The organism is Bacillus cereus ATCC 14579, from assembly GCF_000007825.1.
Lineage (GTDB): Bacteria > Bacillota > Bacilli > Bacillales > Bacillaceae_G > Bacillus_A > Bacillus_A cereus.
In genome coordinates this window covers 4,752,987-4,771,508 of sequence record NC_004722.1, presented here as the reverse complement: position 1 = coordinate 4,771,508, position 18,522 = coordinate 4,752,987, and the positions used below count along the sequence as shown (strand labels likewise).

Here is an 18,522-nt window from a genome sequence, read left to right as displayed (position 1 = left end):
ATTTTAATAGTTTTTTCTATTCTATACGTAAGTTACGTTAAGGAGGAACTAGAAATGAAAAAGTGGGTATTTATTTCTTTTTTTATAGTATGCACAGTATGTGTAGGCGTTTATATATCACCGTTATTTCAAAAGGAAATCGACGTTAAAATTGTCGGGAAAGATGAGCTAGTAAAGGCGGCAAACACCGATGGGAAAGAGATTACGAAGGAACAAATTTATAAGGGCGATTTATTATTAGTTAACAGGGATTACCCAGTAAAAAAAGATAGTATTAGGTCTGATATTATAAATGTAAATCATAATAGTGAATTAGTGAGAGGCTATGTAATATTTGATAGAAATCTTCGTTTATCAAAGGATGTTGTGAAAAAGTTTTTGAACGTTGTCGATGCGGCTGGAAAAGAAAGTGTTAACCATTTTTTGATTAGTAGTGGCTATAGAGATTTCCAAGAGCAAAAACAGCTATATGAAAAAATGGGATCTGATTATGCACTTCCAGCAGGATACAGTGAACATAACTTAGGATTATCACTGGACATTGGGTCTACTCAAAAGAAAATGGAGAAAGCGCCTGAAGGAAAATGGATTGAAGAGAACGTATGGAAGCATGGCTTTGTATTACGTTATCCGAAAAATAAAAGTAACATTACAGGCATTCAATATGAGCCATGGCATATACGTTATGTAGGCTTACCTCATAGCGCAATTATGCAAAAAAAGAATTTCACACTAGAGGAATATTTAGAGTTTTTAAAAGAGGAAAAAGAGATTTCAACTGAAGTCGAAGGTAAGAAATATACTGTTTCTTATTATAAAGTTTCTGAGAATATGAAAGTGAACGTGCCAGCAAACAAGCAGTATGAAATTTCCGGGAACAATATGGATGGGGTTATTGTGACGGTTCAGGAATAGAGAAAGAGGTTGTTCCGTTTGGAGCAACCTCTTCGTATATATAAGAAAGGGATTGATGTTTTTTGTCGGTAAATCGATATTCTTTGTCGAATCGTTGATATATTGTGAGTTACGGTAGATATAATTGAAAAATCGTTGATATATTGTAAGTTATGATAGATATATTCAAAAAATCGTTGATATAATTTCCTATACTATTAGCATTTTGGAGGAGCATCTTTTTATTCGCTTTTAAACATTATAACGTTATATTTACTTCTCCCTTTTTTTGTGTTACGCTAAACGTGTGAAAGAGATATAAAAATGAAACTTTAATGTAAGCGCATTCTTATGGCTTCTTATAGAAAAGGGTGGAAGTACAATGACAGAACGATTCGTACTACGTAATGTGAAACGTGTGAACGGGGAAGAGATTGACATTGTAATTGAAAATAATAAAATCGCACAGGTGACGAAAGCTGGTGCTGGCGAGGGTGGAAGGATTCTTGATTACTCTGGTACTTACGTATCGAGTGGCTGGATTGATTTGCACGTTCATGCTTTTCCAGAGTTTGATCCGTATGGCGATGAGGTGGATGAAATTGGTGTTAAGCAAGGGGTAACGACAATTGTTGATGCGGGTAGTTGCGGTGCTGATCGCATTGCAGATTTAGTAAAAAGTAGAGAGCAGGCAAAGACAAATTTATTTGCCTTTTTAAATATTTCTCGCATCGGTTTGAAACGAATTGATGAATTATCCAATATGGAATGGATAGATAAAGAGAAAGCGATAGAAGCAGTAGAAAAGTATAAAGATGTAATCGTTGGGTTAAAGGCGAGAATGAGTAAAAGTGTCGTTTGTGATAGTGGAATTGAACCGATGCATGTAGCGCGCGCTTTATCCCGTGAAACATCATTACCGATTATGGTACATATCGGTTCAGCGCCTCCCCGCATTGAGGAAGTTGTACCTCTTTTAGAAAAAGATGATGTCATTACACATTATTTAAACGGGAAAGAAAATAATTTATTTGATGAGGAAGGGAAACCGCTACCTGTGTTGTTAGATGCGGTGAATCGCGGCGTGCATTTAGATGTTGGTCACGGTAATGCTAGCTTTTCTTTTAAAGTAGCAGAAGCGGCGAAGCGTCACGATATTGCCTTTCATACAATTAGTACGGATATTTACCGGAAGAATCGTATACACGGTCCAGTATATAGTATGGCTCATGTTCTTTCGAAATTCCTTTACTTAGGTTATCCGCTAGAAGAAGTGATTGATGCGGTTACGAAAAATGCGGCAGAGTGGCTTAAGAAACCAGAGCTTGGCCGTATTCAAGAAGGAGATATTGCAAACTTAACTTTATTTACGGTTAAAGATGAGAAGGTTACGTTAATTGATTCAGAAGGGGATCAGCGCATTGCTGAAAGAAGGATTGATACGAAAGGGGTTGTAATTAATGGGTCATTCATTGAATGCTAAGTACGGATTAAAAAGAGTAATTAATGCGAGCGGTAGAATGAGTATTTTAGGTGTATCTGCTCCTACAGATACGGTAATGGATGCGATGAAACATGGTGGACAAAATTATGTGGAAATTGCTGATTTAGTAGATAAAGCAGGAGACCATATTGCGAGAATTCTAGATTCAGAGGCAGCGGTCGTTGTGAATTCAGCATCGAGCGGAATTGCGCTTTCTATCGCTGGTATCGTTACAGAAGGAAATCGCCGTAAAAGTGAAAGACTTCATCAAGAAGTAATCGCGAAAAACGAAGTGATTATGTTAAAAGGTCATAACGTTCAATACGGTGCTCCTGTTGAAACGATGATTTACTTAGGCGGCGGTAAACTTGTAGAAGTTGGCTATGCAAATGAAGGGAAAGCAGAACATATTGAAGATGCAATTGGTGAAAATACAGCAGCGATTCTGTATGTGAAATCACATCATGCAGTGCAAAAAAATATGATTTCTGTTGAAGAAGCATGGGAAGTTGCGCAGCGAAATAAAGTACCGCTTATCGTGGATGCAGCAGCTGAAGAAGACATTCAAAAATATGTGAAGTATTCAGATCTTGCTATTTATAGCGGTTCAAAGGCGATTGAAGGACCTACTTCTGGTATTGTGGGCGGTAAAAGAAAGTATATTGAATGGCTGAAAGTGCAATTACATTGTATCGGAAGAAGCATGAAAGTTGGGAAAGAAACAACATTTGGCTTACTTCAAGCGCTTGATGAGTACGGAGTAAAAGAAGATAAGAGCGAGCAAGAAAAAGAATTGCTACAAGTACTTATGCCGCTAAAAGAATTAAATGGTGTAAATGTAACGATCGTTCAAGATGAAGCTGGAAGAGCAATCTTTAGAGCACGTATTCATATTAACGAAAAAGAGTTAAATAAATCGGCAAAAGACGTTGTGGCTGCATTACGCGACGGGGAAATTGCAATTTACACACGTGATTACGGAGTAAGACAAGGGTTCTTTGATATCGATCCACGTCCACTTCAAGGTGATGACATACATGTAATTGAAGAAAAAATGAGAGAAATTGTAGGGGGAAACTAAAATGACAAACATTCAAAAACGTTTTTATAAAGGCCGCGTAGCATTAAATGTATTGGCAAACAATATAGAAAATGCGAAAGATATTTTTGAAGCAGCAGAAGGTTATGTAGTAGTGGGAGTGTTATCAAAAGACTATCCAACAGTAGAAGAAGCTGTTACAGCTATGAAAGCATATGGAAAAGAAATTGATGACGCTGTATCAATCGGACTAGGCGCAGGAGATAATCGCCAAGCGGCAGTTGTGGCTGAAATTGCGAAGCATTATCCTGGTAGCCATATTAACCAAGTGTTTCCTTCAGTTGGAGCGACACGTGCAAATCTTGGCGAAAAAGATAGCTGGATTAATAGTTTAGTATCGCCAACAGGAAAAGTAGGTTACGTAAATATTTCTACTGGCCCAATTAGTGCGGCTGGAGAAGAAAAAGCAATCGTTCCAATTAAAACAGCGATTGCACTTGTACGTGATATGGGCGGAAATTCATTGAAGTACTTCCCGATGAAAGGGCTAGCCCATGAAGAAGAATATCGCGCAGTTGCGAAAGCTTGTGCGGAAGAAGGATTCGCATTAGAGCCAACAGGCGGAATTGATAAAGAAAACTTCGAAACAATTGTACGTATTGCGCTTGAGGCAAATGTAGAGCAAGTTATCCCGCACGTGTACTCTTCTATTATTGATAAAGAAACTGGTAACACGAAAGTAGAAGCTGTGCGTGAATTATTAGCAGTCGTGAAGAAGCTAGTTGATCAATATGCGTAAGAAAATTGCAGCGTTCGGCGAAGTAATGATGCGCCTGCAAGTACCTGGATATGAATTGTTGTCGCAAGCTAACACGTTAAATTACTCATTTTCAGGTACAGGTGTGAACGTTGTAGCGGCACTTTCTCACTTAGGGCATGAAGGGCTTCTTATTTCAACTTTACCGGAAAATTCGGTTGGAGATGCAGCTGTATCTTACATTCAAAAGTTAGGAATTCAAACTTCTCTTGTTTCAAGAGGTGGTAAATATGTAGGTATGTATTTTTTAGAAAATGGATTCGGTGCACGTGCAAGCCGCGTTACGTATTCGAATCGACTAGAAAGTAGCTTCAATACGGCGTCTGAAGAGATATACCAATTTGAAGAAATTGCTAAGGAAATTGATATCGTTCATTTTTGCGGTATTACACTTGCGATGAATGATACGGTGCGCCATCATATGAAGTCTTTAGCGAGAGCAGTTAAAGAAAACGGAGGAACCGTCGTTTTTGATTGTAATTATCGTCCATCACTTTGGGGAGAAGACGGATATGAACAGGCAAAACCGCATTATGAAGAAATGCTGGGACTTGCTGATATCGTTATGATGAACGAAAAAGATGCAATGTTTGTTTTAGGAATAAAAACCGAAGAAACGGAGCGAGAGGCGCAACTTGTTGATCTTATTCCAAAGGTAGCTGAAACGTATCATATCGCTACAATCGCTGGTACTCATCGCTCTATTAACAGTGATAATACACATTCGCTTCGCGGGTTTATATGTAAAGATGGAACGTTCACTTTTGCAAAAACACTTACGTTTTCTGTATATGATAGAATAGGTGCTGGAGATGCTTATACGAGCGGAATTATTCATGGCGAGATAAAAGAGTTCGCACCAGAGAAAGCTGTTTCATTTGCGTCAGCAGCTGGAATGCTAGCACATACAATCGTCGGTGATACGCCAATGTCATCAGAGAAGGATATACTTCGGGCAATGACGGCATCAGTAGGTGATGTAGAAAGGTAGTGGGTGTAACGGTGAACGTAACGAGAAAAAAAGGACCATTATATTTGCAAATAAAAAATATTATTCGTGATCGAATATTGCATGGTGTATATGCGATTCATACGAATATCCCTTCCGAACCGCAGTTAGAAGAAGAGTTCAAAGTGAGTAAAATTACAGTGCGAAATGCGATTAAAGAACTCGCTCAAGAAGGATATTTGGAAAAGAAAAGCGGTAAAGGAACGAAAGTCATCCGCAATACTTCTGCGACAAAACTGTCAAAGGGTAAGAAATTTACTGAAGTGTTAGTGGAAGAAGGATATAAAGTACAGAAGAAATTGCTAAAAGCAGAAATTGTGCAGAATGAAGAAGGAACAGTGCCATTTCGATTATTCGGTAAGGAGAGTTTTCGTATTGAACGTTTATATACGTTAAATGATGCACCGTACATTCATTATACGCACTATTTCTCAGCAGAAATGGCAAGTTCAGATTTATCGGATTTTGACTTGCAATCGCTTTATGATTTAGTTGAAGACCGAGGTATTCATTTAGAAAACTTCAGAGATGAATTCGCTGTTGGACTCGCGCCTAGTTTCGTTGCAGAAGCGCTAGGTGAAAAAGAGGGGACAGCGCTATTAAAACGCATGCGTTATTCTTACGATGAAGTTGGCGAAGTAATTGAATATAGCGAAGGCTACTACAATACAGAAATGCAGCATTATGTAGTGAATTATGACGTATAAAAAAGAGGGGATTTTCCCTCTTTTTTTATAAAGTAAGGAGAATGGGAGATGGATATATACTTATTAATCGTCACGTTACTTGCAATTGCGATTGTTATTTTAGGGGTATCATGGTGGAAATGGCATGCATTTATTAGTTTAACAGTTGCGAGTTTGTTTTTAGCTATCATGTCTGGACTGAACTTAACGAAAATAGTGACTGCCTATGAAACTGGTGTTGGTAGTGTACTAGGGCATTTAGTTGGTATTTTAGCTCTCGGAACAATTTTAGGGAAAATGATGTCCGATTCAGGGGCCGGCATGCAAGTGGCAGATTTCTTTATTCGATTTTTCGGTGTAAAGAAACTACCTTGGGCTATGTTATTTGCAGGATTTGTTATAGGGATTCCAGTGTTTTTTGAAGTGGGGATCGTCATTTTATTACCACTTGTTATTTCCATTCGAAAAACGACGAAGCAAAATATATTATTAATTGCGTTACCTGTCATTGCAGGATTATCTATTGTTCACGGGCTCGTGCCTCCGCATCCAGGGGCGATGACAGCAATCGGTATTTATAACGCGAACTTAGGAAAGGTACTTTTATATTCATTAATTATCGCGTTACCAACAGCCATTATCGCAGGACCGATATTTGCAAAGTGGGTACATAAAAGGGTGATACCTGAAAATGAACCAGAGCTTATTCGAGTTACGACTGTCTCAACTGATTTGCCAAGTCGTAAAGTTTCATTCTTTATTATTTTACTACCAGTTGTATTGATGATTTTATCAGTAGTTGCACCATATATTTCATTACCGAAAAAATTGACTGAATTTTTCGTGTTTATAGGAAGTCCAGTAATCGCCTTACTTATTTCATGTTTCGCAGCATTTTATTTACTTGGTATCAAACAAGGTATTAATAAAAAGATGATTAAAAAATTAACAGATGAAAGTTTATTGCCTGTCGGTTCTATTATTTTAATAATTGGTGCAGGCGGTGGATTTAAACAAATATTAATTGAAAGCGGCGTTGGAACAGCTATTGCACAAATGGCAGAACATATTTCGTTATCACCAATCGTATTAGCTTTCATGGTAGCTGGTTTAATTCGAATTGCAACAGGTTCAGCTACAGTAGCATTAACGACAGCAGCAGGGATTGTTTCACCAGTTATTCAGCACATGTCTGGTGTGAATTTAGAGCTTCTCGTTATTGCAACCGGTGCAGGATCATTAATGTTTTCTCACGTAAATGATGCAGGGTTCTGGCTTGTAAAAGAGTATTTAGGTTTGACGGTGAAGGAAACGTTTAAAACGTGGACGGTACTCGAGACATTGTTATCATTTATTGCATTTGGTTTTGCTCTTTTGTTGAATATGTTTCTTTAAAAGATACCTAAATAGGTATCTTTTTTTTGATTAAGCCCAATTCCTAAAACAAGCCCGTTTTTAGGTAAGCCAAGCTTCTTATTCGCCCTGAAAACATAATATAAATGGAATCCCCTCATTTAGAGCAAGGTGAACTTGTTATGAATGATACTAAAGGAGGAATAGGGTAATGAGCGAAAAGTGTGAACACAGACATGATGATTGTAACCGCAGACATGGTTGCGGAGGCGGTTTTGCGCTTCTAATCGTATTGTTTATTTTATTAATTATCATCGGTGCTAGCTGCTTCGGCGGAGGCGGCGGTTGTGGTTATGGTGGTTATGGCGGTTATGCTGGCGGCTACGGCGGATATTGCTGCTAATTATTAAAAACTATTGAAAATAGCCTTGTGCATATTGCACAAGGCTATTTTATTCATATTTTTATATGCTGTGATAATTTATTAATGTAAAGAGAACGGATTAAGAAGAAGAAAATGATCTCGATAATCCCGAAAAAGGTGAGTACGATACATGTCTCTTTTAATAAGGAGAAAGAAAACATGCTTTGTAAAAACTTAACTGCAAATAATGTGTGAACACCAGCAACGACATAAGGAACGAAAAATAAAATTCCTAATTGAATCGTTGCAGAGCGAAACATTTCTGATTCAGTTAAGCCAAGCTTTGTAATCGTAATATACTTTTGTCTTTCAGTTGTTAAGTCATTATACATACGGAAATATAAAACACTAGCTGCTCCGATAAAGAAAATAAAGCCGAGAAATGCCCAAATAAAGAATTGAGCGACTGCATTTCCTTTACTATGAACGAGTTCATCCGTAGCTGTATAAATATAAAATGGTTTAATGAAACCTTCTTCATTTTTATGTGCTTCATACAAGGTTTCTGCATCATGATTTAAGCTTTTTAATATATTTTTTGTTGGGACAATTGCATTTTCCCAATTTTCCACGAAGTAGTTATAGACTGTAATTGTTTCAATATGAGGAATCATATTTTCAATTACTTCATCTTGCATCACAATTAAGTGAGGTAATGCAAAGGGAGGCTCAATTCCTCTATTAATAAAACCTTTAATTTGAAATTCCTTTTTATTAGAGCCAAGTGTAATCGTGTTCTGCTTCGCAAATGGGTTAGACACGAGATTTAATAACACTGGTGAATAGCGAGAAATATTATAAACTTGTGAAGAATCGAGAGTGATTTTTGGTCTGTTTAATTGCTGTGCTATTGCGTTATAATCACTCATTTTCATAATGGCAATTGATTCTTTTGAAGCTGTATCCTTTAAAACGGTAAACTTATATTTGTCATATTGAAAATTAGCATTTGTAAGTTCAGTTTCAATCGTAGTAATATGCTTTTGTTCAAATGCATTAACACCTTCTGATGTATAGGTGAATGGTATTGGATATCGTTCTAGTATGGGTGCTTTCGTATTATTGTTTGCAGCAAATAACCCGATAATAATTGTAAATGCAAGTGCAGATAGCATAGAAACAATAAAGAGTACATTAATATTACTGCGTGTACGAGAAACTAAATCTGAAATCCATAACATATTTATTTGTTTTAAATAAAACTTTCTTCGTTTCTTTAAAATATAGATAAAGAGAAGAAATGTTTGTGAAAAAAATAAATACGTCCCAACTACTACAAGCGGTAAAATAGATAGCATAATTAAGAATACAGATCCATTTTGTGCATTTTTTTCCGTTATGTAGCCTTGCGGATAACCAGCAATATAATAGCATAGTCCTAAACAAGTTAAAGCAAATAGTGAAATCAGTATAGATGGTTTTTTTTCGCTCTTCTCTTTGTTAACGCCCTTAATAAGCTTCGTTGTTTTTCGAGTACGAATAAACATTGGTGTAAATGTAGAAACGATTAAAAATAAGATAATAAACGTTACGGTTGTAACGATAATCGCTTCTGTTGGCCAATATAAATAGAGACCTTTCGCGTTTGTTAATTTCGAAGTGACTAATAAGAAAAAGTTAGAAAATACAAGTCCACCTTGAATGCCGATAAAGATAGACAATATCCCGATTATCATATTTTCAGTAAATAACAGTCTCTTTAATTGTCTCTGTGAGATACCGAGAATGGTGAGTATCCCGAATTGCTGCTTCCGTACATTTAAAAATGTTCCAATTGAATATAAGAGAAAGAAGAACGAGAACATAACAATCACAAGCTGTGCTGTACTAGCTAAGTTCATTAGAGGATCACGTTCTTGGAAACTTTGTACACTTTGTAACCGCGGGTGATACGCGTATACAGTAAATGAAAAGAAAACCATGATAGAAAACGCACTACTTACAAAGTAGGCGAAATATGCTTTCGAATTACGTGAGACATTTTTAAATGCGAATTGCCAAAATGTCATCCACGTCTTCCTCCTAATAATGCTAAAACATCTAATATTTCTTGATAAAATTTCTCACGGTACAATCCGCGGTGTAGTTCATTGTAAAGCTCTCCATCTTTAATGAAAATAACACGGTTACAATAACTTGCTGCAAACGGATCATGGGTAACCATTAAAATCGTTGCATCTTCTTCTTTATTTAATTTCGTAAATAGCTCCATTACGTCAATTGCCGCTTTTGAATCTAAGTTTCCTGTCGGTTCATCGGCAAGTAGAAGTGAAGGATGATGAATGACAGCACGTGCTACTGCGGTACGCTGTGCTTGTCCCCCGGAAACTTCAAAAATACGCTTGTCCAAAATATGATCAATTCCAAGCTTTTTTGAAATGTTATCAAGCTTTTCATCCATTTCTTTTAATGGAACATTATCTAATGTTAAAGGTAGTACGATATTTTCACCGATTGTTAGTGTATCTAGTAGGTTAAAGTTTTGGAAAACAAATCCTAACTCTTGGCGGCGGAAAATAGCTAACTTCTCTCTACGAAATGTGTGCGGTTTTTTTCCGTTAATCACGACATCACCAGAAGTCGGAGAATCGATTGTAGAGATAACGTTTAAAAATGTAGATTTCCCGCTACCAGATGGTCCCATAATGGCAACGAATTCACCTTTATCCACGTGTAAATTTATATTTTTTAAAGCAGTATGAGGGACTTTTCCCTCATATACTTTTGAGACGTTTTTTATGTGTAATACTTCTTCCATAGTAATCACCTTTCTACTTTTTAAAACTTAATGTGTTGTGATAATTTTTGCATATAAAAGGAACGAATTAAAAGGAAAAATAAAATTTCAACTGTTCCAAAAATCATAAGTACGACTGTAATTTCAGCGAAGAACGAGAGATGTAATATTTCTTGTAGCATCTTTGTCGCAAACATCGTATGGATTGATGCCATAATGTAAGGCACGAAGAAAAGAATCGCAAGCTGAATTGTCGCTGAACGTTTCATTTCAGTCTCAGTTAAGCCAATTTTCGTAATCGTTATATATTTTTCTTGCTCATTTGTTAAATCTGTATACATTCGGAAGTAAAGAACACTACCAGCACCGATAAAGAAAATAACACCTAAGAAAGTACCAATTAAGAAGAATGAGGCAACATTTAGTTTTTTCTTATATAGAGAATCGCTCGCTTCACTTGCATGGAAAGGTGGGTGCTCTGCTTGAATAGCTGCATTATCGTTATGGATTTTTGTTATAAACGATGAACCGATATTATGTGCTTTTTCCCAATCTGTAACTTTGAAGTTATATACACTCATTTGTTTGGAAACTGTGGATAAGGCTTCTACATTTTCATCAGATAGTATGAGTAATTGGTATATTAAGCTGTTTGGGAATGGGCTATAACTTTTATATTCTTTCACTTGTAGTTGTAAATTGTTTTGAGTAAGTGTAAGAGTATTTTTCTTTTCTTCATTGTGAAGTGTTCCAATAACTTGATCATCTAAGTCTTTCATAAGAATATAAGATTCATTCTTATTTACCGTGAGTTTTTCCAAATTTAATGCTTTAGCAAGTACATTATAGTCACTTTGTTTAATTGCGTAATAGAGCTGCGTGTTATCTTCAGCTGAAGATACTTCATATATATCCGTTTTAAATTTCGTATAAGTAAAATGCTCTTCATTAAATTTCTGCTCTAACCAGTTTAAATGTTCATCAGCTAATGTATTTTCAGTATGTGATAAATACGTAAACGGGAAAGGGTTTTGTCTAATTGCATCAAACTTTGTAAATTTCCCAAAACCGTATAAGAATGTAATCATTGTAAAAGCGAGTGTTGATAGCATCGCTACAATAAAGAGCATGTTAATGTTTGTCCGAATGCGCGCTGCTAAATCCGAAATCCAAAGCATATTAATTCGTTTCATATAAAACGTTCTTCGCATTTTTAAAATACGAATAAGTAAAAAACTAATTTGTGAAAAGAAAAAGTATGTTCCAGCTGCAATAAGTGATGGGATGACAAATATACTAGAGCCGGCATATAAAAGCCCAATGATGTCACCTAGCGACATAAAATACAACGGATTTGCGGCTAACGCATATCCACATATTAAACACGTCGCACCAAATAGAGAGATGAGCACGGATGCTTTTCTTTCTTTTTGTTGTGTTCCTTCTTTTAAAAGACGTACGGCTTTTCTCGTACGAATGAGCATCGGTGTAAAAGATGATACGAGAATGAAGAGCCCAAGAAAGATGATGATAGTTAAAACGATAGCACTTGTAGGCGGATATAAATATAAACCAGGTACGTGTGTAATTTTGGCGGTAACTAATAAAAAGAACTGTGAAAAGACAACTCCAAGTTGAATGCCAAAAAATATAGAAAGAGCACCAATTAACATATTTTCTATAAATATGAGTCGCTTTAATTGTTTTTGAGATATGCCAAGTACTGTTAAAATCCCGAACTGTTTTTTTCGTACTTTTAAAAAGGTCCCGATTGAATACAGTAAAAAGAAAAATGAAAAGAACACAATGACAACTTCTGAAATTGTCATTAATATGTTCAGAGAATAATTCACGTCTGTCATATGCAATTTAGGATGAAATAAATAAACTGCAAATGAGAAAAAGATTGCGATGGAGAACGCACTGCTTACAAAATAGGCGAAATAAGCTCTGGCGTTCCGCGTCACGTTTTTAAATGCAAACTGCCAAAATGTCATTCACCTGAACCTCCTGATAGGGTGAAGATGAGAAGAGCATAAGAAATACTCTTTTCATCAAGTTTGTTTTAAATATTTTGTCCACTCGTGTATTGTGATAATTTTTGCATATAAAGTGAACGAATGAATATGAAAAACACGATTTCAACGAATCCAAAAATAATAAGAACGGCTGAAACCTCTTTGAACAGAGATAAACCAATTACATCTTGTAGCATTTTTGTTGCAAACATTGTATGAATGGATGCCATAATGTACGGAATGAAAAATAAAATACTAAGTTGAATGGTTGCAGATCGTTTCATCTCTGTATCTGTTACACCGATTTTAGAAATCGTTATATATTTCTCTTGTTCGTTCGTCAAATCCGTATACATTCTAAAGTAAAGAACGCTACCAGCTCCAATGAAGAAAATAACTCCTAAAAAGGTCCCAATTAGGAAAAATGCAGCACTGCCTGATGTTATTTTGTATAACGATCCTGCTGATTCAAAGGAACGAATAAGAGGTCCTTCATACTGGGATTTATTTCGATCTTTTTGCACTTTTTCTATAAAATTATCAGCAATTTCATATGTCTGTTCCCAGTTTTGAATTTTGTAATTGTATGCTGATATATGCTTTACGGTGCTAGGTAAGTTATTTACGATAACATCAGGCAAAACTATCGTTTGATATGAAAAGCCAGATGGAATTGCATTCACATGCTCATAGCCTTTCACTCGTAATTTCGTATTTGTACTAGAGAGTGTAATGTAATCTCTTTTGTAGCTTTGCTCAAATTCGTTGAATATGGTGTTATAAGATGTCCCTGTTAGCACATATGCTTCGTTATCATCCATAAATAGTTGTTTCATTCGTAAAGAATCTGCAAGTTTGTTATAGTCACTTTGCTTAATTGCGTATACGTCATTATAAATAGCTATATCTTTATCTTCTTTTAGTGGTGTTTCATATATATCAGCTTTTATTTTTTGATAGGGGAAATGCTCTTTTTGTAATTGTTGCTCAAGCCAATTTAAATGCTCTGTAACAAAAGGGTTCGCATCATAAGAAAAATAAGAAATTGGAAAAGGAGAAGTTCTATTCACCTCTAGCTTAATAAATTTCCCGAATCCATATAGAAACGTAATCATTGTGAAAGCAATTGTAGATAGCATCGCTACAATAAACAGCATATTAATATTCGTTCGAATACGGCTCGCTAAATCCGAAATCCAAAGCATATTAATCCGTTTCATATAAAACTTCCTTCTTTTCTTTAAAATATAAATAAGTAAGAAACTAATTTGTGAAAAGAAGAAATATGTTCCAATTGTAACAAGCGTTGGGATAACGAAAATACTTGAAACCATATATATAACACCGATTTGCGGGCTTACTGATACGAAATATTTAGGATTTCCAGCTAACGCATAACCACCAAATAAACAAATCGCACCAAATAATGAAACAAGTATGGATGGTTTTCTTTCTTTTTGTTTTCCACCATTTGTTTTTAAAAGGTGTACTGCTTTTTTTGTACGAATAAGCATTGGTGTGAATGCAGATACAATGATAAAAAGACTAAGGAAAACAATGGTTGTTAAAATAAACGCGTTAGTAGGCCCGTATAAATATATTCCTGGAACATGGGTAAGTTTGGCTGTTACTAATAAGAAAAATTGAGAAAAAACAACTCCAAACTGCATGCCGAAAAAGATAGATAAAATCCCGATTAACATATTCTCCATAAAAATAAGACGATGTAATTGTTTTCTCGATATTCCTAAAATGGTCAAAATACCAAATTGTTTTTTTCTAACTTTTAAAAAAGTACCAATGGAATATAGTAAAAAGAAGAAAGAGAAAAATACAATTACTACTTCTGAAAATATCATTAATCCTGAAATTTCAGAGGTCATGTCAAAGTTTTGTAATTTCGGATGGAATAAGTAAACAGCAAACGAAAAGAACACAGCAATGGAAAAGGAGCTACTTACAAAGTAAGCAAAATAAGCTCTTGAGTTGCGCGTGACGTTTTTAAATGCAAATTGCCAAAATGTCATAGATTATACCTCCGGCTAGAAGATATAGAAGTAGTTGTATTGCAAAAAATGTATGAGAGTGAGTTCTCATACATTTTGCTTGCATATGTTACGATCATGCTTCGGTCACCTTCTCCGTATGTTCTGCTTGATTATTTGCAGCGTTGTGGAAGATGATTTTAATCGTCGTTCCTTTACCAACTTCAGAATCTAGTTTGACAGAGTGACCTAAATAATCACAAATTTTACTTACAATATAAAGTCCCATACCAGTAGATTCTCCGAACGCGCGACCGTTTTTCCCAGTGTAAAATGGTTCAAATACTCTTCGAATATCTTCTTGCGGAATACCAACACCTTCATCGCGAACTTCTAAAATAATATCTTTTCCGTTTTGGTAAGCAGATAAGAATACTTTCTTTCCGCGTTCCCCAGAGTAACGAACAGCATTTGTCATTAACTGATAGATGATAAATTTTAGCCATTTCGCATCAGAAGCAACTTTTAAATCAGAATGGACTTCTAAAACAGGGAAGACACCATTACGAATGAATAGTTCTTTTAATCCGTTAATATTTTTTGTTACCGTATCTTTTAATGAAATCGTCTCGACATGGAAATCTTCATGGAAGTTATTTAACCTAGCCATGTATAAAGCCATATCAAGCCCTTGGTTTAGACGCTCTAATTCTTTTTTAAACTTTGGAATTAAATGCTCGTCTTCCATTTCTAGCACCATAAGCTGCATAACAGAAACAGGTGTCTTCATTTGATGTACCCAATGGTTAATGAATAATTGATGTTCTTGTTGTTTTACTTCATACGATTGTAGTTCTTTTTGGAATAAACGGTACTGCGTACGTACGAGTTCATTGACACCGTGAGGCATCGGAGCAGTTGCTCTTTCAATAAACGCATCTTCCATTTTTTCTGGTTGCTCACTTAATCTATGGTACATTCTACGATTGCGAACGTAACGATAAGCGAGGAAACAAATAAATAAGTATAGGCTTAAAACGACGAAGTAAAATTTATTATTTTGAAATCCGTCTACTGCATCATAAAGAACGAAAATGATACCGAAGTTTAATACGTACAGTAGAAAAAATGCAAAATGATCACGTAAAAATAGCTTCATGCTTATTCACTCCAAGTTGCGTTAAAGCGATATCCAAGTCCACGTACTGTTTCAATAGAGTTCTCAATGCCAAGCTCATTAAACTTTTTACGAAGACGTGTAATGTTTACGTTTAATGTATTTTCCTCAACGAAACTTTCGTCATCCCAAAGCGCAGCTAATAAATCTTCACGGCTCGCTGTACGAGGGAATTTAGATAATAACATTTCTGCTAAAATTGCCTCTTTCTTCGTTAAAAGAACTTGTTCAGATCCAAAATGAATTTCTGGACGTTCAGGGAATAGTTTTAAACCTTCAACTTCAACGATACGTTCAGAAATATTTGGTGCATAATCACCGTAAATACGGCGTAATTGTCCTTTAATTTTTGCCATTACAACGTCGTAGTGGAATGGTTTTGTAATGTAATCATCCGCACCGCTTTCAATTGCCATAATTTGTTCCATCTCACCAGCACGCGCTGAAATGAAAATAATTGGACAAGTAGATTCATGACGAATTTGACGGCACCAGTAGAAACCATCGAATTTCGGTAAGTTTACATCAAGTAAAACAAGATGTGGTTTCACTGCGTTAAACGATTCCATAATATCATCGAAATTCTCCGCTACCACAGCCTCATAACCGTACTTCTGAATGTGAGATTGCAGTAATGATGAAATATTTGGATCGTCTTCAACGATTAAAATTTTATACATATGTATATTCCTCCTCAAAAAAACAATTGTAGCTATAGTGTATCATGTGTTTCAAGTCTTTTCATTATGTTGAAAGATAAGCTAGTAAACAGTATAGGTTAAAAGTGAGAAAAGTAAAAAGGGCGCTGGATGAAATTGACAAATAACAGTAATTGGTTTAATGTTTAGATAAATATCTAAATGTCTAATTATCGAAAGGAAGAAAGACATTGAATCAAGCATTCAAAGCATTAGCAGATCCAACAAGGAGAAAAATTTTAGACTTATTAAAAGAAGGCGATCTAACCGCTGGTGAGATTGCTGAACATTTCAATATGACAAAACCAAGTATTTCACACCACTTAAATGCACTTAAAAATGCTGAACTTATTCAAGATGAAAAGAAAGGGCAATTCGTTATGTACTCTTTAAACACAACGGTCTTTCAAGATTTATTGACTTGGGTGTTTACATTTACGAATAAGGGGGAAGAGGGGAAATGAAAAAGCATCTTTTTGCAATCTTATTAATTGTTATAACTTGTTTAGCTTGGGCGTTTGCTTGGCCACATTTACCGGATACAATTGCAACGCATTGGAGCGGCGGTAAAGTAGATGGATATTCTTCTAAATTGTATGGAATGCTTTCTATGGTTGGAATTATGATTGTTTTATATATTTTTCTAAACGTGTTACCAAAGATTGATCCAAAGAAAGCGAACTACGAGAAGTTTTCTAAAGCTTTTATGATGATGAATAACGGGATACTACTGCTACTATTTGTAGGGAATATAGATATTATTACAAGTGGATTAGGATACAATTTATTCATTAATCGCGTGCCGGAATTATTAGTGGGTATTTTATTTATAGTCATCGGAAACTATTTACCACAATGTAAACCAAACTACTTTGTAGGTATAAAAACACCGTGGACATTAAGTAACGAAGAAGTGTGGAGAAAAACGCACCGTTTTAGCGGAAAGGTGTTTGTTGCATTGGGGATCATTATGATTTTAAGTGTTTTTGCACCAGTGGCGTGGAAATCTTTCGTAATGGTTGGAATTATTATTGGTGCAGTAGGATTAACGATGGGATATTCATATATTGCTTATAAAAAAGAACTAAAAATGTAAATAAAGCTGCTTTTCCTTTTAGGGAAGAGCAGCTTTGTTTTTTTTATCACTTCTTCAAAACCGGTATCCAAATTTCACTTTTAAAGTTTGGAGAAGATATATCTTTCTGTTCATTCCACAATATTTCCGGTCCTTCCGCTAGTTCATAGTTCGAAGAAGGGAACCATTCAGAATAAATACGCCCCCACACATTTTGTAATGCATCAGGAAATAGACCGACAGCTTCAAATATAGCCCATGTTGAAGCTGCGACTTCAAGTTGCCCGAATTGCTCTGGACAATCCTTCGTTGTGGCTACTCCAATATAGTAATCAAGTTCTCCTTTTTCCTCCATTCTTCCTTCAGAAAAATTAGTAGAAGCACTAATAATTCCAGTAGGTTCAATGTTCGAAAGGGACTTTAATGTTTGAATAGACTCTGGGTTTAAACTTTTCCACATAGAAGCAATTTCTTCATTTACACCATTAAAAACGATTGGTACTCGTTTTGTAATACCTATAATTCGAAATGCCTCTTTTTCTTCAATTCGATAATTCATTTCATTTCCTCCTTGAATGGATAATTGGAAGGTCATTGGTGAATAAGCCTTCAAAGAATGGCTACTATTTCGGGCTTCTGAAGGTGTTATACCGTGCAAGTTTTGAAATGCACGAGCGAATGAATCTGGTGAGTTGTATCCATATTTTATAGCGATATCAATGACTTTTACATTGCTGTTTTTTAGTTCAAAGGCAGCGAGAGTAAGACGTCTACAGCGAATATAATCAGATAGTGATATACCTGCTAAAAACGAAAACATTCTTTTAAAGTGATACTCAGAACAAAGAGCTAGCCTCGCAACTTCTTTAAAATCAATTTCATTCGTAAGGTTATCTTCAATATAGCGCATTGCAGCATTCATATTTTTAAGTGAATCCATATTATGACCTCCTCTGTACATAGAATAGCAGGAACGAAATAGCTCCATCCGACATTTCGTGCACAACTTTGTAGGTGCATTTTTTACCTTACAAAATTGTAATGTTCCTGTAAGGAGAATGAATGGATGGTATGATATCCCAATGTTATAGTAACAAAGTACTTTAATTCATTACGTTAACTTTTTG

General features: G+C 35.6%; 17 protein-coding genes. 10 read left to right on the top strand and 7 right to left on the bottom strand.

All coding sequences use genetic code 11. The features are described 5' to 3' along the window. The first annotated feature begins 54 nt into the window (after positions 1–54). From BC_RS24190 to BC_RS24155, 8 genes are all read left to right on the top strand, one after another. A complete protein-coding gene (locus tag BC_RS24190; protein ID WP_000759406.1) occupies positions 55–915 on the top strand; it encodes a D-Ala-D-Ala carboxypeptidase VanY in 861 nt (286 codons plus the stop codon). Between the two features lie 361 nt (positions 916–1,276). After that, positions 1,277–2,377 carry an amidohydrolase/deacetylase family metallohydrolase gene (locus tag BC_RS24185; RefSeq protein ID WP_000139971.1) on the top strand — a complete coding sequence of 367 codons (1,101 nt, stop codon included), beginning with the start codon at positions 1,277–1,279 and terminating at the stop codon, positions 2,375–2,377. Beyond that, the gene (locus BC_RS24180) at positions 2,355–3,458 is read left to right on the top strand and encodes a DgaE family pyridoxal phosphate-dependent ammonia lyase (RefSeq protein ID WP_000510099.1); all 1,104 of its coding nucleotides are present in this window, start codon (positions 2,355–2,357) and stop codon (positions 3,456–3,458) included. The genes BC_RS24185 and BC_RS24180 overlap by 23 nt, the downstream gene beginning before the upstream one ends. A gap of 1 nt (position 3,459) precedes the next feature. Continuing rightward, the gene (dagF, locus tag BC_RS24175; RefSeq protein WP_000181906.1) at positions 3,460–4,215 is read left to right on the top strand and encodes a 2-dehydro-3-deoxy-phosphogluconate aldolase; all 756 of its coding nucleotides are present in this window, start codon (positions 3,460–3,462) and stop codon (positions 4,213–4,215) included. Next, positions 4,208–5,224, top strand: a complete 1,017-nt coding sequence (locus BC_RS24170) for a sugar kinase (RefSeq protein WP_001227516.1) — start codon at positions 4,208–4,210, stop codon at positions 5,222–5,224. The genes dagF and BC_RS24170 overlap by 8 nt, the downstream gene beginning before the upstream one ends. Then, the gene (locus BC_RS24165) at positions 5,224–5,949 is read left to right on the top strand and encodes a GntR family transcriptional regulator (RefSeq protein ID WP_000539275.1); all 726 of its coding nucleotides are present in this window, start codon (positions 5,224–5,226) and stop codon (positions 5,947–5,949) included. Before BC_RS24170 ends, BC_RS24165 begins: the two co-directional genes overlap by 1 nt. Positions 5,950–5,997: 48 nt before the next feature. Beyond that, positions 5,998–7,323, top strand: coding sequence for a gluconate permease GntP (gene gntP, locus BC_RS24160; RefSeq protein ID WP_000356166.1), 1,326 nt, complete (start codon positions 5,998–6,000; stop codon positions 7,321–7,323). A 169-nt stretch (positions 7,324–7,492) separates the two neighbouring features. Then, the gene (locus BC_RS24155) at positions 7,493–7,684 is read left to right on the top strand and encodes a YjcZ family sporulation protein (RefSeq protein ID WP_001290392.1); all 192 of its coding nucleotides are present in this window, start codon (positions 7,493–7,495) and stop codon (positions 7,682–7,684) included. A 53-nt stretch (positions 7,685–7,737) separates the two neighbouring features. On the opposite strand, the gene BC_RS24150 is transcribed toward BC_RS24155, so the two are convergent. The 6 genes from BC_RS24150 to BC_RS24125 all read right to left on the bottom strand — a co-directional run bounded on the left by BC_RS24150 (position 7,738) and on the right by BC_RS24125 (position 16,302). Further along, positions 7,738–9,714 carry an FtsX-like permease family protein gene (locus tag BC_RS24150; RefSeq protein ID WP_000144952.1) on the bottom strand — a complete coding sequence of 659 codons (1,977 nt, stop codon included), beginning with the start codon at positions 9,712–9,714 and terminating at the stop codon, positions 7,738–7,740. Continuing rightward, positions 9,711–10,463 carry an ABC transporter ATP-binding protein gene (locus BC_RS24145; protein WP_000393250.1) on the bottom strand — a complete coding sequence of 251 codons (753 nt, stop codon included), beginning with the start codon at positions 10,461–10,463 and terminating at the stop codon, positions 9,711–9,713. Before BC_RS24145 ends, BC_RS24150 begins: the two co-directional genes overlap by 4 nt. Positions 10,464–10,483: 20 nt before the next feature. Further along, complete coding sequence (locus tag BC_RS24140; RefSeq protein WP_000145003.1) at positions 10,484–12,439, bottom strand: ABC transporter permease; 1,956 nt, start codon at positions 12,437–12,439, stop codon at positions 10,484–10,486. A gap of 68 nt (positions 12,440–12,507) precedes the next feature. Further along, positions 12,508–14,487, bottom strand: coding sequence for an ABC transporter permease (locus BC_RS24135; protein WP_000145051.1), 1,980 nt, complete (start codon positions 14,485–14,487; stop codon positions 12,508–12,510). Positions 14,488–14,581: 94 nt separating this feature from the next. Further along, positions 14,582–15,604: a sensor histidine kinase gene (locus BC_RS24130; RefSeq protein WP_000765340.1), complete on the bottom strand. Its 1,023-nt coding sequence runs from the start codon at positions 15,602–15,604 to the stop codon at positions 14,582–14,584. A 2-nt stretch (positions 15,605–15,606) separates the two neighbouring features. Next, a complete protein-coding gene (locus BC_RS24125; RefSeq protein WP_000276738.1) occupies positions 15,607–16,302 on the bottom strand; it encodes a response regulator transcription factor in 696 nt (231 codons plus the stop codon). A 209-nt stretch (positions 16,303–16,511) separates the two neighbouring features. Between BC_RS24125 and BC_RS24120 the strand changes: the two genes are divergently transcribed. Both BC_RS24120 and BC_RS24115 read left to right on the top strand, forming a co-directional pair. Beyond that, a complete protein-coding gene (locus BC_RS24120) occupies positions 16,512–16,784 on the top strand; it encodes an autorepressor SdpR family transcription factor (RefSeq protein ID WP_001070523.1) in 273 nt (90 codons plus the stop codon). After that, on the top strand, positions 16,781–17,416 hold the full coding sequence (locus tag BC_RS24115; protein WP_000716356.1) for an SdpI family protein: 636 nt from the start codon (positions 16,781–16,783) through the stop codon (positions 17,414–17,416). The genes BC_RS24120 and BC_RS24115 overlap by 4 nt, the downstream gene beginning before the upstream one ends. A 46-nt stretch (positions 17,417–17,462) precedes the next feature. Here the strand turns inward: BC_RS24115 and BC_RS24110 are convergent, their stop codons facing one another. Then, the gene (locus BC_RS24110) at positions 17,463–18,335 is read right to left on the bottom strand and encodes an AraC family transcriptional regulator (RefSeq protein ID WP_000377714.1); all 873 of its coding nucleotides are present in this window, start codon (positions 18,333–18,335) and stop codon (positions 17,463–17,465) included. Positions 18,336–18,522: the final 187 nt, after the last annotated feature.

Coding starts and splice junctions, on each gene's coding strand:
- BC_RS24190 (WP_000759406.1), top strand. CDS start 55: ATGAAAAAGTGGGTATTTATTTCTTTTTTTATAGTATGCACAGTATGT.
- BC_RS24185 (WP_000139971.1), top strand. CDS start 1,277: ATGACAGAACGATTCGTACTACGTAATGTGAAACGTGTGAACGGGGAA.
- BC_RS24180 (WP_000510099.1), top strand. CDS start 2,355: ATGGGTCATTCATTGAATGCTAAGTACGGATTAAAAAGAGTAATTAAT.
- dagF (WP_000181906.1), top strand. CDS start 3,460: ATGACAAACATTCAAAAACGTTTTTATAAAGGCCGCGTAGCATTAAAT.
- BC_RS24170 (WP_001227516.1), top strand. CDS start 4,208: ATGCGTAAGAAAATTGCAGCGTTCGGCGAAGTAATGATGCGCCTGCAA.
- gntP (WP_000356166.1), top strand. CDS start 5,998: ATGGATATATACTTATTAATCGTCACGTTACTTGCAATTGCGATTGTT.
- BC_RS24155 (WP_001290392.1), top strand. CDS start 7,493: ATGAGCGAAAAGTGTGAACACAGACATGATGATTGTAACCGCAGACAT.
- BC_RS24150 (WP_000144952.1), bottom strand. CDS start 9,714: ATGACATTTTGGCAATTCGCATTTAAAAATGTCTCACGTAATTCGAAA.
- BC_RS24145 (WP_000393250.1), bottom strand. CDS start 10,463: ATGGAAGAAGTATTACACATAAAAAACGTCTCAAAAGTATATGAGGGA.
- BC_RS24140 (WP_000145003.1), bottom strand. CDS start 12,439: ATGACATTTTGGCAGTTTGCATTTAAAAACGTGACGCGGAACGCCAGA.
- BC_RS24135 (WP_000145051.1), bottom strand. CDS start 14,487: ATGACATTTTGGCAATTTGCATTTAAAAACGTCACGCGCAACTCAAGA.
- BC_RS24130 (WP_000765340.1), bottom strand. CDS start 15,604: ATGAAGCTATTTTTACGTGATCATTTTGCATTTTTTCTACTGTACGTA.
- BC_RS24125 (WP_000276738.1), bottom strand. CDS start 16,302: ATGTATAAAATTTTAATCGTTGAAGACGATCCAAATATTTCATCATTA.
- BC_RS24115 (WP_000716356.1), top strand. CDS start 16,781: ATGAAAAAGCATCTTTTTGCAATCTTATTAATTGTTATAACTTGTTTA.
- BC_RS24110 (WP_000377714.1), bottom strand. CDS start 18,335: ATGGATTCACTTAAAAATATGAATGCTGCAATGCGCTATATTGAAGAT.